The sequence below is a fragment of the Trichocoleus sp. FACHB-6 genome, assembly GCF_014695815.1.
Classification (GTDB): Bacteria; Cyanobacteriota; Cyanobacteriia; order Cyanobacteriales; family FACHB-T130; genus Funiculus; species Funiculus sociatus.
Genome location: NZ_JACJOY010000016.1, coordinates 1 through 15,408 on the forward strand (window position 1 = coordinate 1; position 15,408 = coordinate 15,408).

Annotated in this window: 14 protein-coding genes and 1 pseudogene; 6 read left to right on the forward strand and 9 right to left on the reverse strand. The window is 47.2% G+C overall.

The genetic code is table 11. The features are described from left to right. Window positions 1-89: pseudogene (locus H6F66_RS02690) on the forward strand (IS1 family transposase); the annotation flags it as partial. Window positions 90-135: 46 nt separating this feature from the next. On the opposite strand, the gene H6F66_RS02695 reads toward H6F66_RS02690, so the two are convergent. Continuing rightward, window positions 136-690 (reverse strand): nucleoside monophosphate kinase, encoded by a 555-nt coding sequence (locus H6F66_RS02695; protein ID WP_190417964.1) that lies wholly within the window; start codon window positions 688-690, stop codon window positions 136-138. A 225-nt stretch (window positions 691-915) separates the two neighbouring features. On the opposite strand from H6F66_RS02695, the gene H6F66_RS02700 reads away from it, so the two are divergent. The 3 genes from H6F66_RS02700 to thyX are packed head-to-tail and all read left to right on the forward strand — an operon-like array spanning window position 916 to window position 2,824. Continuing rightward, window positions 916-1,452, forward strand: coding sequence for a P-loop NTPase family protein (locus tag H6F66_RS02700; RefSeq protein WP_190417966.1), 537 nt, complete (start codon window positions 916-918; stop codon window positions 1,450-1,452). 55 nt (window positions 1,453-1,507) lie between these two features. Then, window positions 1,508-2,089: a dCTP deaminase gene (gene dcd, locus H6F66_RS02705; RefSeq protein WP_190417968.1), complete on the forward strand. Its 582-nt coding sequence runs from the start codon at window positions 1,508-1,510 to the stop codon at window positions 2,087-2,089. A 12-nt stretch (window positions 2,090-2,101) separates the two neighbouring features. After that, window positions 2,102-2,824 carry an FAD-dependent thymidylate synthase gene (gene thyX / locus H6F66_RS02710; protein ID WP_190417969.1) on the forward strand — a complete coding sequence of 241 codons (723 nt, stop codon included), beginning with the start codon at window positions 2,102-2,104 and terminating at the stop codon, window positions 2,822-2,824. Between the two features lie 24 nt (window positions 2,825-2,848). On the opposite strand, the gene H6F66_RS02715 is transcribed toward thyX, so the two are convergent. The 7 genes from H6F66_RS02715 to pilM form a co-directional block, all read right to left on the reverse strand. Further along, window positions 2,849-4,312 carry an NAD(P)/FAD-dependent oxidoreductase gene (locus H6F66_RS02715; RefSeq protein WP_190417970.1) on the reverse strand — a complete coding sequence of 488 codons (1,464 nt, stop codon included), beginning with the start codon at window positions 4,310-4,312 and terminating at the stop codon, window positions 2,849-2,851. A gap of 83 nt (window positions 4,313-4,395) precedes the next feature. Next, on the reverse strand, window positions 4,396-5,478 hold the full coding sequence (cobD, locus tag H6F66_RS02720) for a threonine-phosphate decarboxylase CobD (protein WP_190417971.1): 1,083 nt from the start codon (window positions 5,476-5,478) through the stop codon (window positions 4,396-4,398). 26 nt (window positions 5,479-5,504) lie between these two features. Further along, window positions 5,505-5,786, reverse strand: a complete 282-nt coding sequence (locus tag H6F66_RS02725) for an HU family DNA-binding protein (RefSeq protein WP_190417972.1) — start codon at window positions 5,784-5,786, stop codon at window positions 5,505-5,507. Between the two features lie 454 nt (window positions 5,787-6,240). Further along, on the reverse strand, window positions 6,241-8,916 hold the full coding sequence (locus H6F66_RS28205; protein WP_347269324.1) for an AMIN domain-containing protein: 2,676 nt from the start codon (window positions 8,914-8,916) through the stop codon (window positions 6,241-6,243). An 82-nt stretch (window positions 8,917-8,998) separates the two neighbouring features. After that, the gene (locus H6F66_RS02735; protein ID WP_190417973.1) at window positions 8,999-9,775 is read right to left on the reverse strand and encodes a hypothetical protein; all 777 of its coding nucleotides are present in this window, start codon (window positions 9,773-9,775) and stop codon (window positions 8,999-9,001) included. After that, window positions 9,772-10,578: a PilN domain-containing protein gene (locus H6F66_RS02740; protein ID WP_190417974.1), complete on the reverse strand. Its 807-nt coding sequence runs from the start codon at window positions 10,576-10,578 to the stop codon at window positions 9,772-9,774. The genes H6F66_RS02735 and H6F66_RS02740 overlap by 4 nt, the downstream gene beginning before the upstream one ends. 4 nt (window positions 10,579-10,582) lie before the next feature. Next, entirely contained in the window at window positions 10,583-11,686 is a 1,104-nt protein-coding gene (gene pilM / locus H6F66_RS02745; RefSeq protein WP_190417976.1) for a type IV pilus assembly protein PilM, read from the reverse strand. 211 nt (window positions 11,687-11,897) lie between these two features. Here pilM and H6F66_RS02750 point away from each other — a divergent pair, with 211 nt between their 5' ends. Beyond that, a complete protein-coding gene (locus H6F66_RS02750) occupies window positions 11,898-13,178 on the forward strand; it encodes a sugar ABC transporter substrate-binding protein (RefSeq protein WP_190418068.1) in 1,281 nt (426 codons plus the stop codon). A gap of 35 nt (window positions 13,179-13,213) precedes the next feature. Here the strand turns inward: H6F66_RS02750 and H6F66_RS02755 are convergent, their stop codons facing one another. After that, window positions 13,214-14,533, reverse strand: a complete 1,320-nt coding sequence (locus H6F66_RS02755; RefSeq protein WP_190417978.1) for a folylpolyglutamate synthase/dihydrofolate synthase family protein — start codon at window positions 14,531-14,533, stop codon at window positions 13,214-13,216. Between the two features lie 172 nt (window positions 14,534-14,705). On the opposite strand from H6F66_RS02755, the gene H6F66_RS02760 reads away from it, so the two are divergent. After that, on the forward strand, window positions 14,706-15,389 hold the full coding sequence (locus H6F66_RS02760; RefSeq protein WP_190417980.1) for a hypothetical protein: 684 nt from the start codon (window positions 14,706-14,708) through the stop codon (window positions 15,387-15,389). Window positions 15,390-15,408 lie beyond the last annotated feature (19 nt).

A 15,408-nucleotide genomic window follows, 5' to 3' on the forward strand; every position in this document is an offset into this window, starting at 1 on the left:
GCTATTCCAAATCCGAAGAAATGCTGAGACATTCAATCCGCTTGTTACTTCACTACTTGAGATTTTGGGATGTCCCAATTCCTGCTTGATTCCTCCCATTATTCAGCAACGCCTAAAAATCTTCTCTGCTGAAAGCTAACTAAGATTAAGTTTTTGTAAAATCTCGTACTGTACTTGCTCTGGAGTTTGGTCGCCGTTGACGGTTAACAGGCGCTGACGATGTTCGTAATATTCCAATATGGGGATAGTGCGCTCTTGGAATAAATCGATGCGGCGCTGTACGATTTCTGGTAAATCGTCTGGACGCGATCGCTCTAAGGAACGGCTCATCAACACTGATTCTGGCACCTCCAACCAAATTGCCCAGTCTAGATGTTGCCCCAAATCGTCCAAGAGAAAATCTAACTCTTCTGCTTGGAAAGCGGTACGCGGATATCCATCCAACAGCCAATCAGCCGTTACATCCGGCTGTAGGAGGCGCTGGCGCATGAATTCAATCATAGTTGAGTCGGGTACTAGCTCGCCCTTTTCCACATAAGGTTGGGCTTCTAGACCTAGTGGAGTAACAGTAGCGATCGCTTGTCGCAAGATGTCCCCAGTAGCAATGCCAGGGATACTCAGTTGGCTGCATAACCGTGCCGCCAGCGTTCCCTTACCTGCCCCTGGCCCTCCCAAAATTACCAGTCTCACTGCACCTTGCTCCTGCTGCGATCAAATCATGCTTAAGTATTGGCTATTTTGCCATCTATCGCGTACCGAGCGTGACTGCTTTGGCAAGCAGCAATATCACACCCACCTATTGACGGATAAATATATCTAGTGTTTGATTATGATGCAAAATATAAAAGCACACTACATATCGTTTGCCTTTGATAATTTTTCTTTGGCAAGCCATGTACCATTAAACATTGCCCTATGGTTGCTCAGTTAGAAAGCCCTACTCTCAATTCCACGCCACGCTTACCTTACACCGTTCAAGGGCTGGTACAAGTATTCACCAGTTCTCACCGCAATTTTTTTACAACCGTGATGGCGCAAGCCCTACGAATCGCGGGGCAAGGAACTCCAGTTTTAGTGGTACAGTTCCTCAAAGGTGGAATTGGTCAGGGACACGAGCATCCAATGCAGCTAGGGCAAAATCTAGATTGGATTCGCTGCGATCTTCCCCGTTGCATTGACACGCCACACCTCGAAGAGGCAGAAACTCACTCGTTACTCCAGTTGTGGCAGCATACACAAAATGTAGTGTACGAGGGCAAATATTCCCTTGTGGTTCTGGATGAATTGAGTTTGGCGATTAACTTTGGCTTAATTCCCGAATCTGAGGTACTGGCTTTTTTAGAAAAACGCCCTCCCCATGTCGATATCATTTTGACAGGGCCAGAAATGCCCCATGTGCTTCTGGAGGTTGCAGATCAAATTACCGAAATACGCCGGAGTCACAGACCCTGAAAATTGTACTCACTTCACGATATCCTAGTATTCCGATTGGGATTACTTGCGAACTGTGATTAAAAACGATATCTGGATTACTCAAATGGCTCAGAAGGGCCTTATCTCTCCTTTTGAGCCTAAATTGGTTCGTCGTGTCAACGAGATGCCTGTTATTTCCTTTGGTTTGAGTAGCTTTGGCTACGATATCAGACTATCGCCTTTGGAATTTCGTATATTTAGGCATATTCCAGGCACAATAGTCGATCCAAAAAACTTTAATCCTGAAAATTTGGAGCCAACGAAACTCCACACTGATGCTAATGGTAGCTATTTTATACTGCCAGCTCACACCTATGGATTAGGGGTGGCTTTGGAGAAGCTGGAAGTACCTGAAAATATCACCGTGCTTTGCATTGGTAAAAGCACTTATGCACGATGCGGTATTATCTGCAATTTGACACCTGCTGAAGCTGGTTGGAGAGGACATTTAACTCTTGAAGTTTCTAATTCATCGAGTGCAGATTGCCGGATATATCCAAATGAAGGAATTGTGCAGTTGCTATTTTTTGAAGGTAGTCCTTGCGAGGTAAGCTATGAATCTCGTCAGGGTAAGTATCAGGATCAACCTGAAAAAATAGTAATAGCAAAAGTATAAGGTAATGCTAATATGAAATATTTTCGGGTAGACGTAGTTGCTGCGACGCCTAATCCTCAACAAGTGATTTGGGCAGCAATGCACCAAGATTACGCAGAAGAATATGTTTGGAACGGTCGCGATCGCTGGCCTGATGAAGAACAAAGCGGCGAACTGATTGTTAAACATTTATTATCAGGCGATCGCGGTCATTACGGGCCTCTAGAACATCCTCAAATTACAGTGAATGTGGGTTATTTCCCCCACTCAATGATGCAGCAACTCCGTACTCATCGTGTAGGAGTATCTTTTGATGTACAATCCTTCCGTTATACAGGACAGAGAGTTGTTGATGTCGTAGAGGGTAAGTTGGACATAGAAGAAGTTTTCTATATGCGTCCAGTTGGGAACTACACTAATCGTCAAGGAAAGCGCTATTTCTATTCGGAAGAACAACGTCAGGATGATTTGCAATGGTGCTTAGATGCCTGTAAACATTATAAAAAACGAATTGATGAAGGGCTTTCTGAGGAACACGCTAGGAGTATTATTCCTTTTGATGCAAGGCAGCATTTCGTACTGAGTTGTAATGTGCGATCGCTACTTCATTTACTAGACTTGAGATGGAAAAAAGATGCTCAACTAGAAGCACAAAAATTTTGCGAACTAATTTGGGTTCACTTTGAAGAATGGACTCCAGCGATCGCTAAGTGGTATTCTGACAACCGCGCACATAAGGCAAAATTAGCTCCTTAGCTTGCAAAAATCACATTGATGTGCTTAGAAAGAACGCGATCGCCTGAAATTAAAAAAGCCTTCGAGGAAATCTTGCAACCCAGTATTCTTACTCAGTCGCTGTTGATGCCACTCTTGCGCGGTTTGGTAAATAATTTCTGACAGGGTGGAAGAGATGGGAGGCAACTGCAACAAAGCATTCACCTTGATTTTCTGCTGTATCGCCAAAGCAATGATGTGAATCAATTCATCAGCTTGAGTTCCGACGATGCAGCTGCCGAGAATCTGCCCATTGCGACGCAAAATAAGTTTACAAAACCCGGTTGTTTCTCCCAACATCTGGGCTTTACTTGCAGATTTGAAATATTGCCGCAACACTACGACATCCTTAACATAGATGCGTCTGGCTTGCTCCTCTGTTAAACCAACTCGTGCCAACATGGGGTCAGAAAAAACCGCTGTGGGAATGCCGCGATAATTTGCTTTGAAGATGGGCAAAAATAAGGCATTTTTCAGGGCGATGCTGGCTTCGTACTGGGCGATGTGAGGAAGCTGATGACCACCAGCAACGTCTCCACAGGCGTAGATCCGGGGATTTCTGGTTTGTAGCTTCTCGTTCACCTGAATCCCATGCCGATTCATCTTCACCCCAACGCCTTCCAAATTTAAGGATTTGATGGGCTGCGATGATGGGGTACACAGCAAAATTTCATCAGTTTCGATAGCTTTGTTGCCAACTAGAACCCACTTTTTGCCATCAATCTGTTTTACTTGTGTCACGTCTGTTTGCGTCAGGATGCGGACACCCTCGGCTTCCAGTTGCGCTTGAATTAGCCTAGCCGCCTCTGGGTCTTCTTTGGCTAAGATGTGGGAACTACGCACCACCAAAGTGACATTTGCACCCAACCGCGCTAAAATCTGCGCCATTTCGGTGCCAGTTGCGCCGCCGCCAATCACTACCCACTCTTTGGGTAGTTTTTCGGGGAATTTTTGCTGCCAATCTGCTGGTGTCAGATAGCCAGTAGATTGTAGTCCGTCGATTTCGGTTGTTGCTTTATTTGAACCTGTCGCAATTAGGTAGGCACGCGATCGCAATCTCCGCCCGTTGACGACAAAGCCGAGGTAAGGTTTGCGGCAAAATTCCCCCTCACCAATAATTACATCAACGCCCAAAGAAGCCAAAACTGCTGGCGAATTCTGTTCTTCTAAGGTGGAGACAACGCCGGATGCCCAACTAATTGCCTCGCTAAATCGAATCTCCGGGATTTGCTGTGGGGAAGTTGCATCAGCCTGATCCCAATAAACACCAAATTGATCGGCGTTACTCGTCTGCTGAAGAACTCGCCCAACCTGAGTTAAAGATTGGTTGTAGATACCAGAATGTAAGGACAACCCTGGCGCCGTATTTTCAATTAAGGCAACGCGGGCTTGCAGATGGGCAGCAGCAATTGCCGCATAGCGCCCTGCCTGTGTACCTCCTATTACAACTAAGTCGTACTCAACTGCCATAATTAGTCATTTGTCAGTAGCTAATTGATAATAGCTAATTGCTAATTGTCAATTGCCAGTCTGACCTTAGTTATTAGCGATCGCTAATGGTTATTTACTCCGATTGCTGCCAAACCTGCGATTAGGCGCTGATTTTCCGCCTCGGAACGCACCGCTACCCGAAAGTACCGATCGCCCAATTCTGGAAAACTCACACAATCACGAATCAGAATCTTACTCTGCTGGAGAAGTTTGGACTGTACCTGTGGGCTGGGTTGTTCTGACTCAACCAGTAAAAAATTAGCTGCACCCATGTAAGGATGCAACCCCGGTATTTGCGCCAGCCCTTGAAACAGTTGTAACTTTGCGGGTTCCAACCAATTCCAAGTTTGCTGTTGAAATTCTGTATCCTGTACCGCAGCTATACCAGCAGCAGCAGCTAAAGTGTTGACAGGCCAAGGGTCGCGCCGAGTTTGCCAACTGCGGAGTCGGTCGGGGTGCGCGATCGCATAACCTAAGCGTAGCCCTGGCAGACTGTAGAACTTAGTTAGCGATCGCAATATCACCAAATTTGGGTAATCCTGTACCATTGAAATCAAACTTTGCTCTCGGTCTGGTGGCAGAAAATCCATAAAGGCTTCGTCCACCACCACCAAAGCAAATTGTTCCAAATATGGTAGAATTTCATCCCTCGAAAACATCCGACCAGTGGGATTGTGCGGGTTATTAATTAATAAACCAGCCGAAGCTGGGTTGAAAGAGGCAAGACGCAAAAGCATCTCTTGCCCCAATTCCCAATTTCCAATTCCCAATTCCCAATTCAGCACTACCGCCTTAAACGCCAACAGCGATCGCCAGTAATCGCCAAAGGCAGGTGTTACCAGACAAGTTACTGCAAGGGATGACAAATCCCACCCAGCCCAAGTTAGCAACTCTGCCGAGCCATTACCGGGCAGAATCCAATCAGGCGCAAGTTGGTGTAGCTGACCCAGAGATAGCCGCAGATCGTGGTATTCCGGGTCAGGATAGGCTCCCAGGTACTGAATATGCGCCTCAATAGCCGCAAGTGCCGCTGGGGGAGGCCCCAACGGATTGATACTCGCCGAAAAATCAAGAATTAGGTCGGGGGAACAGCCTGCCAGTGAAGCTGCCCAGGCTAAGTTACCCCCGTGAACAGGTCGCCTCAAGGATTTTTGCCGCTTTAGATAAGCTGTTATTCTTCAGGCGCGACTTTTTCTTTAAACAATTTACCAGCAGAAAATGCTGGAACCTTAGTCGCGGGAATTTCCATCTTATCGCCAGTTTTAGGGTTACGTCCCTCACGAGCTTTGCGTTCCCGTGACTCAAAAGAGCCGAAGCCCACCAAAGTCACCTTATCGCCAGAAGAAACAGCTTCCATGATGGCTTCCAAAGCAGCACTCAAAACGGCGTCAGCTTGCTTCTTCGTGACATTAGCCTTATCTGCCACGGCATCAACCAATTCACCTTTATTCATCTTTCATCACTCCAAACGGTTTATACAAAACGTGCTTTTTGCACCTCTACAGTCTCAAAAAAGGGCTATAGGCACGGTTCTTCGAGAGGAATTTTAGCCTTGAAAAAGCTGAAACTCCCACGCCCTCGAAGTTTCACTGCATTATTCTAAAGTGTGGACGTTAGATATGGATCGTTGAAACCTTTAAGTTATGTAGACTTGGGGATTTTTTTTGATTAAGTCTATCTAATGGAGTATTTCTTAGAGTCCTAAACGCCATTTTCGGGTTCAAAAACTCCCCCTATTCCACAAATAAGCCCCCTGTCTTCCGACAAGGGGCAGGGGCGGCCTAACGACTAAAGTCGCTGCTACTCAAACCAAGCCCACCTGCGCGGGCTTTCTCTAGTAACGAAATCTAGCCTCCGTGGGCCGGCTTTGTTTGCCTAGCGCCAGACCGTCCATCTGGCACTACCTTTTACTGACTCGGAGCGGGGAAACCTCTGCGTTCCAATAGCTGACGTGCATTTTGTCCAGGGGTGTAGCTGTAGCCAAACGAGGAGCCAGCTGAGTCATCTAGAATCTGAGGTGTCAGCAACACAATCACCTCTTGTCGCTGATTCACGCGGTTAGTGCTTCTAAACAAAGCACCCAGAATCGGAATATCGCCCAAAATTGGCACCTTAGATACAGTAGTCCGGTCAGAGTCCTGAATAATACCTGAAAGAATCAAAGTCTGACCATCTCGCAGGCGAATCTGTCCGGAGTTAAGGTTGCGTACTGTCAGCAAAGCGATTTGGTTGGTGTCATTATCAACGACTATATTTTGCTGACCTCCAATCGCAGTTACTGTGGGATTGACAGCTAAAGTGATGAAACCATTATCGTCAATCCGCTCGACTCTGATATTAAGAACTAAACCTGCCTGCTTAATTTCTGCGGTTACTGTTGTAGTTCTAACACCTTCGCTTGTTTCCGATTCGCTCCTGACGTTCCCAACTACCTCTTGAGTGAGATTGACAGTAGCAGACTGTCCTTCCTGAACAACCAGCGTCGGGTCGGTCAAAATCTTAGCATTACCACTTTGAATTTGCGATCGCAACGCCGAGAGAAATCGACTGGGGAATTGGAAGAAGCTGGGAAGAGCAGAGGTAATTGTCCCTCTAGTTCCCGCTGTGGCGGTAGTAGTTGTTGTTGGAGGAGTCCCAGGAACAAAATTAGGCTGACCCGGAGTACCAACTTGAGGAGTCCCAGGAGTTACGGTGGTGGTAACTAAGTTGGGTGTTCCCGGTGTCACCGCTGTGATACCTGTTTGGAATGGACTTCCTGAAACCCCTGCTCTACCTTGAAGAAAGGTTAGATTCTGTCCGGGTATCGTCGTAGGGATGTTGTTATTAACAAAAGGAGAAATTATGGTGGTGTCTACTCCCGTATTGGGAATCGGACCTGTGCTGCTATTTGGATCAAGGAAAATATTTCCACCTGCATAGGGGTTTGGGATAACAGTGGGAGTAACCTGACTCGCCTGCGTTTGCGATGCCGTAGGTGGAGTGACACCGCCATAATTGAATACTGCTGCGCCTCGGTCTACGTTAAAGAAAGCGTCTCCTATCCCGAAGGAGAAGCTGGTGCCAAAATCACTGGTATTTAATAAGTTGACATCAACCACCTTGACATTTACGGCAACTTGACGGCGGCGGGCATCCAACTGGGTCAGGAGACTGGTAGCGATTTCCACTTTCCGAGGCGGACCCACTAGGGTAATAGAATTCAGTCGCTCGTCGGCTGACACTGCTACCCCTCTGAGCAATAAGGGAGCATTTCCCTCTTGCGCTCTGAGCGCTAATATACTTGGGGTTCTAATTTCAACGGTTCGAGCAGCCGCTCCCTCTCCAATCGTCTGAATTTGAATTTGCTCTGTAGGGATTTGGGTTTCTGCGCCTTGGGTCGTCAGGAAGTTTGCCGCGGCTGTGACGGGAACTTGATTGAGTCGCAGGCTGCGTGCGATGACGTTCCGAGCGTCGTCGGGCAGTCTAGCACCTACGAAAATTGTGTTTCCAACTCGGTTTGCTTCTAAGCCGCTCAACTGGAGGACGGTGTTGAAGACATCTTGAACTGGCTCGTTTTCAATATCCAGGGAAATTGTGGGTCCGCTTTCTGCGGTTGCACCACCGGGAGCTGGAGCTGGTGCGGGTTGTCCAGGTTGACCTTGTGCCGCAGCTCCTGTAAAGGCAAGGTTAAGACCCGCAGAACGGGCGAGTAATCCTAAAACTTCTCGGACGGGGGCATCGCGTAAGACTAAGCGGGGTACGCGCTCAGCTGTACCGAGATCGATGACAGTGGGGGCGGCATTGGTGTTGGAGATGGTAATATCGCCGACTGGGGGCGCGATCGCTCTCGGTAAGAAAGGCGGTGCCGCAGTAACTGGTTGCACAGCCCCCGCTGCTGGTGCTGGAACCCCGTCAATTGTAATTTTCGGGTTTGGCACCAGAACGTCTGGGTTGGGGGTGGTTATTACTGGTTGAGCCGGAGGAACTACTGGTAGCGCTGGAGCCGCTTGCCCCGGCAGTGGCGCTGGAGCCAGTGGTGCTGCCGGGGCAAGCGGTGCTGGAGTTAGTGGCGCTAGCGGCGGTGCAGCCTGAGCAATTGGCGCTGCTTTCTCTGGGAGAGGATCTTTGACTGGTGCCGAGTCGTTTGGAGTGGGAAGTGCGGCTTTTGTTGTACCTGCAACTGGGTTAACGCTTAAGGTAATACCTCGTTCTTGATTCGAGCTAACTTCTCCAGATGGTGCTTTGTCTTCCCCGCTCACTATCACCCGGATGCTGTTGGCATCCTGCTGATTCACCACTATCGATGCGATGCCTGGAGCCGGGTTTTCCTGACGAAAACTCTCACCTTGAGGTAAGCTCAACTGGGTATTTGGCAAATCTGCCGTCAATTCATTTCCACGACTAACTGTAAAAATCTGAGGGCGGATAACAGACTCCTTAGAGTCTTCGCCCTCAGATGTTTTTAGCACCACATCCACACCGTTAGCCGTGGGATTGAGCTGTACGTCTGTTACTTGCGTAACAGCTGCCATTACTCGTTGCGTTGCTGGCAAAACTAATGCCGAACCCAGCAAAATCCCACCCAATTTTGATAGCTGTTTCACTATTTTCTCCTCACACAAAAAACCAATTTCTGCATCTTAAATAACAGCTTTCATGCCGACTTTTCGGCACCATAAGCGCTGTTTACTGCGCCGGTGGTGGAGCCGCCGCTGCCGCTGCCTGTTTCGCTTCTTCCGCTGTCAATGGCAGCAGCACCTCTAGCTTAAAAGAGTTTTCAATCAAAGTTCTGTTGTTTGGTTTACCGCTTGGGATAATTTTTCCTTGGCGGTTTACTACAACTTTTTGTTGAGTCTCACTTTCAAGCATCCTTGCTTTATAGTCTTTTACTAACAGCAATTGCTGTAATCGTTCCAGACTTCTCATAACAGATTGGGTTTGCCCGTAGTCCCCTTCAAAAACTACGTTATACACCTTATGTTTGAGTTTTCCATTGACCTCTGCTCCCAACGAGCTATCAGTAATCACATTACTACTATTGGGAGTTCCGGCATCGTTTTGAGCAGGCTCAAATTTTGTCAACTTGGCACTTCTAGCTCTAACGAAGCGGTTGATATCCAGCATTATCGTATCCAAGTTTTTCTCATTTCCAAACATGGACATGACAGCAGTTTTTTGCTGTTTTGCCTGATTTAAGTTTACCTTTGCCTGTGCAAGCTGTTGCTGGAGCTGTTCTTGTTGTTTAATTTGTTCCTGCTTGTTTTTCACATCGTTTTGCAGGGTTTGATACTGATCCCATGCAGGCAGCACCATATTAACACCGAGGTAAGCTGCTCCGAGTAACCCCAGTACACCCAATAAAGCACCGCTTACTGTGGGCGTGAAGGTAATTCCAAAGGCAGTGGGATACTCAGCTGCGTTATCCCCATCTTGAGATGGTAAAAAATCTGGATTAGCGGTCATTGTTGAAGCGCTCCTTTGTTCTGAAGGTTTCTAAGCCGAGTCACCAATCCTACTGCACCCTTGCGTTCCCACTCTCGGAGTAAGTCGGCAGCAGGGGCATTGCTGAGGCTGGTTTGAATTTTGTATTCCACCACTTTTGGCAATTTGATTTCTAATTTAGGGCCATTCCCCTCAGTCAGGTTTTTAGGAAATTCCACCTGGGTTGTGTTGTCTTTCAACTCAGCAATCACTATTTGGGTGTTGTCGCTGTTGAATAACTTAGACCGCTGCAACGTCAGTAAAAAGTCGTTTACGTGGTCGAAGCTGGGAGCTTTTCCGGTAATTACAATGTTGGAGCTTGGTGGTTCAACTGTAGCACCGGGGCTGGGCGGGGTGGCGGCGGCAGCAGCTGCATCGGGGGCAATTTGTTCAATGGTGGTGATTTGCAATCCCAGGGGGACGCGATCGCGTATATCCTGTAAAATTGCTGACCAAGGATAAATTTCGTTGAAAATACTGGCGAGTGCCTTTGTATCGCCTTGAACCGCCTGGGTTTCTTGATTTACTTGTTGAATTTGCTGCTCTAAGGCTTTGCCTTTATTGAGCTGCTCGTCCAATGTACCGCTGACCGCAGTCAACCGTTCTGTTTGGTTTTGCAGCAACAACCACAGTCCTCCCACCGCTGCTGGTAGTAGCAGACCAACTGCCAATCCCGCATACAGCGGCAGCATCTTCTTACTATCAGGGGCTGATTTAGCACCGCCACGAGCGGGACCTGGTACTATGCCACGATCCTTAAGAAAATTGATATCTAAGCTATACATCCCTTTAAACCTCTCTTAGTCCTAATCCCAAGACAACTCCTAATCCCGGTCTTTGCACTGGCGAAATTTCTTCTGTCACCTCCAAAGAGAGAGCAGCAACTGGGTCTACTTGCGTAGTTGGCAAGCTTAACCGTTGCGTGAAAAATTCATCCAGTTGTCCAATTCCTCCTCCAGGCCCTGCTAGTAGCAGCTGCGCCACTTCCAAATTTTCGCTCTGATTTAGATAAAAATCGATAGAGCGACGTAGTTCGTCGGCTAGCTCTCCTAAAACTCTCACCAAAGCAGCCATACCGGGATTGATGCCTGTTGCACCTGATCTGACGTTATCGACTGGTGTGTTGGGAATTGTCATCGCTTGGAGCGTTTCGGTGCTTCTTGATGTCGGTAAATTCATCGCCCGGTTAAGAGCACTCTGAAGTTGGAACGTTCCAATAGGAACTGTGCGCGAGAATTGCGGCACTCCATCCACGATAATCGCAATTTCGGTGCTATCGAACTCTATATCCACCAATACAGCTGCTTCTTGAGGCCCAAATTGTCGCAATTGCTCTCGAATCGTCCGAATTAAGGCAAAGCTACTAATCTCCAACACATCGATTGTTAACCCAGCTTCCCGGAAAGTCTCAATATAGCTGTTTGTAATTTCCTTGGGAGTGGCAACTAGCAGAACCTGTACCTTTTCAATTCCATCTTCATCGGTGAAAAAGCCCAGCTTCTGATAGTCCACATCGGCTTCTTCCCGTGGGAATGGCAGATATAGACCTGCTTCGTGATCCAGCACCATTTCCCGCAACTCTCTATCATCGAGTTCGGCTGGTACTGGGATAACGCGCACTACTGCTTCTCGCCCAGAAACGGCTGTGGCAACGTTCTGGACTTTTATTTTACTTTCTGCCAGTGCCATCTTAATTAGTTCAGCTAGAGCCGGGGCATCTGCAATCTTGCCTTCTTGGAAGATTCCTTCGGGAACCTCTGTAGAGGAGAGCGCTGCCAATTTGAATCCTTGACCCTGCTTGCGTAGCTGAGCAATATTAATCCGTTCCGGGGCGATTTCTATACCAATTCCTTTGGTACGTTTGGCTATTAATCCTTTAAAGCGGGTAAACATATTTTTTTGTTGGCTTTTCTTCGCAGCCCTGCGATCGCGTAGTAGGTGAGGGGATTGGGTTTAGGGAAATACAGACAGATTTATGGTACCCAATCTAGCTCATAAACACATCGGTAGAGACAAAACTACACCCCGAAAGATTCCATACATTAGATATACCTCATCGGGTAGTATAGATTACTTCTATTGCCAAAATGGGATTGCGATTTACATGAGCCGGATAAATACCTGGAGACGTTTGAGCATATGCGCCCTGTTGGGATTGATGCTCAGCTGGGTGATTAGTTGTAGCCCTAGTCCATCCTCCTCAGGAAACCCAGAAATTGAATTTTGGACGATGCAGCTACAACCACAGTTTACTGAGTATTTTCAAAAGCTGATTGCTAGCTTTCAAACTGAAAATAAAAATGTCAAGGTGCTATGGGTAGATGTTCCCTGGAGTGCGATGGAGAGCAAAATCTTGACAGCGGTTTCGGCAAAAACGGCACCGGATGTGGTGAATCTGAATCCTGACTTCGCCTCCCAGCTGGCATCGCGCAATGCTTGGTTAGATTTGGATGCTAAAGTTCCTCAACAGGTACGCTCGGCATACTTACCTAATATATGGAAGGCAAGCACTCTCAATGACAAAAGTTTTGGCATTCCCTGGTATCTGACGACGCGGGTAACAATTTACAATACCGATTTGTTTAAAAAAGCTGGTATCAGTAAGCCACCAGTAACTTATACCGAATTGGCACAGGTTGCTGAAGCAATTAAGGAGAAAACTGGTAAGTATGCGTTTTTTGTGACGCTGGTTCCGGAAGATTCGGGGGAGGTGCTGGAGTCGTTGGTGCAGATGGGCGTTCAATTGGTGGATGCTGAAGGTAAGGCGGCTTTTAACACGCCCACAGGTAAGGCGGCGTTTCAGTATTGGGTAGACCTTTATAAGAAGGGTTACTTGCCGCAGGAGGTATTGACACAAGGGCATAGACGTGCAGTAGAACTATACCAGGCTGGGGAGACGGCGCTGCTGGGGACGGGGGCGGAGTTTATGAATACGATTGAGAAGAATGCACCCGTTGTCGCGCAAGTGTCGGCTGCTGCACCGCAGATTACTGGCGAGACGGGTAAGAAAAATGTGGCGGTGATGAATTTGGTAGTTCCCCGCGACACTAATCGGCCGGATGATGCTTTGAAGTTTGCTTTGTATGTGACAAATACAGAAAATCAGTTGGCTTTTGCTAAAGCTGCGAATGTGCTACCTTCTACAGTTGAAGCACTAAAAGAGTATCAACGCCAATTAGCGGGTGATGCGAAAACATCGCCATTGGCACAAGCTCGCGCTATCAGTGCTAAAGATTTGCAAGACGCAGAGGTGCTGGTTCCGGCGATGAATGATCTTAACAAGTTGCAGAAGGCAATTTATGAAAATTTGCAGGCGGCGATGTTGGGACAAAAGACGGTAGATCAAGCCGTGAGTGATGCGGCTTTAGCGTGGAATCAAAGGTAGTTTTTTAACGCAAAGTAACGCAGAGAACCTTTACGTTACTTTGCATGTTTCAAGAAGTGACCAATTAGATATAGGGAACCGCACAAGACTATTAAATCATCTGGGGTAGCGATCGCTGTGGCTGCTTCCAAGCAATCTGTGAGTTCGGGATAGATGCGACAATCTCCTAATTGCGGGCAGATATTTTGTGCAAGGGTGGCTAAAGATTCAGTTTCGGCTGAAGTATGATCTGGTACGGGGACTAAGTAAAGCTTTTCGCCTTCTCTAAGTAAAGCTTTAAAAATATCTGCATGGTCTTTAGTTGAAAGCATCCCCATCACCCAATGTATGGGGGATTTTTCCAGTGTATCGACATACTGACGCAGAGCGATCGCAGCTGCTGGATTATGTGCGCCATCTATTAGTAATTGACGATTTTTCCAAGTTGTCCACTGGAGTCTTCCCAACCATTTAGTTTTTCCCATCCCCGATGCGATCGCTTGTTCGGTAATTTTCCAACCTTGTGAACAGAGAATTTGGAAAGATGCGATCGCTAACGCCGAATTTTGCAGTTGAAAATCTCCCAACAACGGCAAAGGATACTTTATCGATTTTGGATTTTGGACGGGGGAACCGGATTTTGGATTGAATTCCAAATTCTCAATATCCCTATATTCCACCCATCTTTCTTTACTCTGCGCCTCTGCGGTTCCTAACTCCACCGCTGCTTGAGGGAAAACAGCCGGACAACCTAATTCTACAATCCGCTGTTTTACGACTGCGATCGCTTCCTCTGGCAATTGCCCAATTACCGCCGGGCATCCTGGTTTGAGGATACCAGCTTTTTCTCTAGCGATGTCAGCTAGGGTAGGGCCTAGTACCTGCCAGTGTTCCCGACTGATGGAAGTTATGATGGTAACGAGGGGATTGGCGCATACATTGGTCGCGTCCAAACGTCCTCCCAATCCGACTTCCACCACCGCGACATCTACTTCCTGCTGGTAAAAATACAACCACGCAGCAGCGGTGATGACTTCAAACTGAGTTGGTGACTCTTCATCTGGTTGGATAGCTGCTTGGACTTGTAGCAGCAATTCTCGCAGCGTTTCTAGGGAAATTGCCTGTTCGTTGAGACAAATACGCTCATTCCAATCAATTAAATGCGGGGAAGTGTAGCGTCCGACGCGATAACCCGCCTCTGTTAGAACTGCACAGAGATAGGCACAAACTGAGCCTTTACCATTTGTTCCAGCCACATGAATAACTGGGACAGACTGGTGCGGGTTGCCCAAATTGGCTAATAGTTTTTCAATGCGTTCTAGTCCAAGATGAACGCCAAAACGTTGAAACGGTTGAAGAATTGAGTCAATTTCCATGAGCGATTAATACTAATTTTTTTTAATTTTATTTCTTGTGTAATTTATTGTGTAAATCAGCACAAGCATTCTCTAGCGCATTTACAGGCGATTTGCTAGATATGTGCGGTTATTATACGTTAGGTGGTTTGACCTGAGACGGTATTTTTTTCAGCAACTAAGAATTATTAAGATGGCAGAAACTAAAGGCTTACGGGGTACGGAAGACCAAGGAAAAACTCGCCTGCTTTTGGCGCTGTGGGATATGGGCGGCGCGAAAGCGGAAGTTAAGAAAGGTGAATTAACCCAACGAATTCAAAGAACAAATGAGAAAGCTGCGGACTATCAAGGCATTTTTCAAGAATTAGAAAAAGCCGGAGCGATCGCTCTCTCCAAGAATAAGATATCCCTGTCTTCCGAAGGTGTCCAGTTGCTAGGCGAGAAACTCAACAGTGTTAATTTCGAGTTTGACTCTCAAATAGGGGCAAAAACTGCCAATGCTTTGTTGAAGTGGCTCCGAGAGATGGGGACACTATCAAATGGTGCGACTGCTCCTGGTGTACAACGTAAGGCGGAAGGGAAAGCGATCGCATCCTACGACGAGTTTAAACCTGTAGCGTTGGATGTTTACGACCAGCTTAACCGGGATTATAACTTGGACAATCTGGTGCCGATTTACCGGATTCGGCGGGAGATTGGGGAACGGGTAACGCGATCGCAGTTCAGTGAATGGTTGCTGGAAATGCAAGCCAACGATCTTGTCCAACTCATAGGCGGCGAGATGACAGACATCACACCTGATAAAGCTGAAGACTCCATCAAAACTGAACTTGGCGGAATACGTTACTACGTCAAACGCCTAAGTTCTAAAAATTGATCTAAATCTTTTTGTAAAT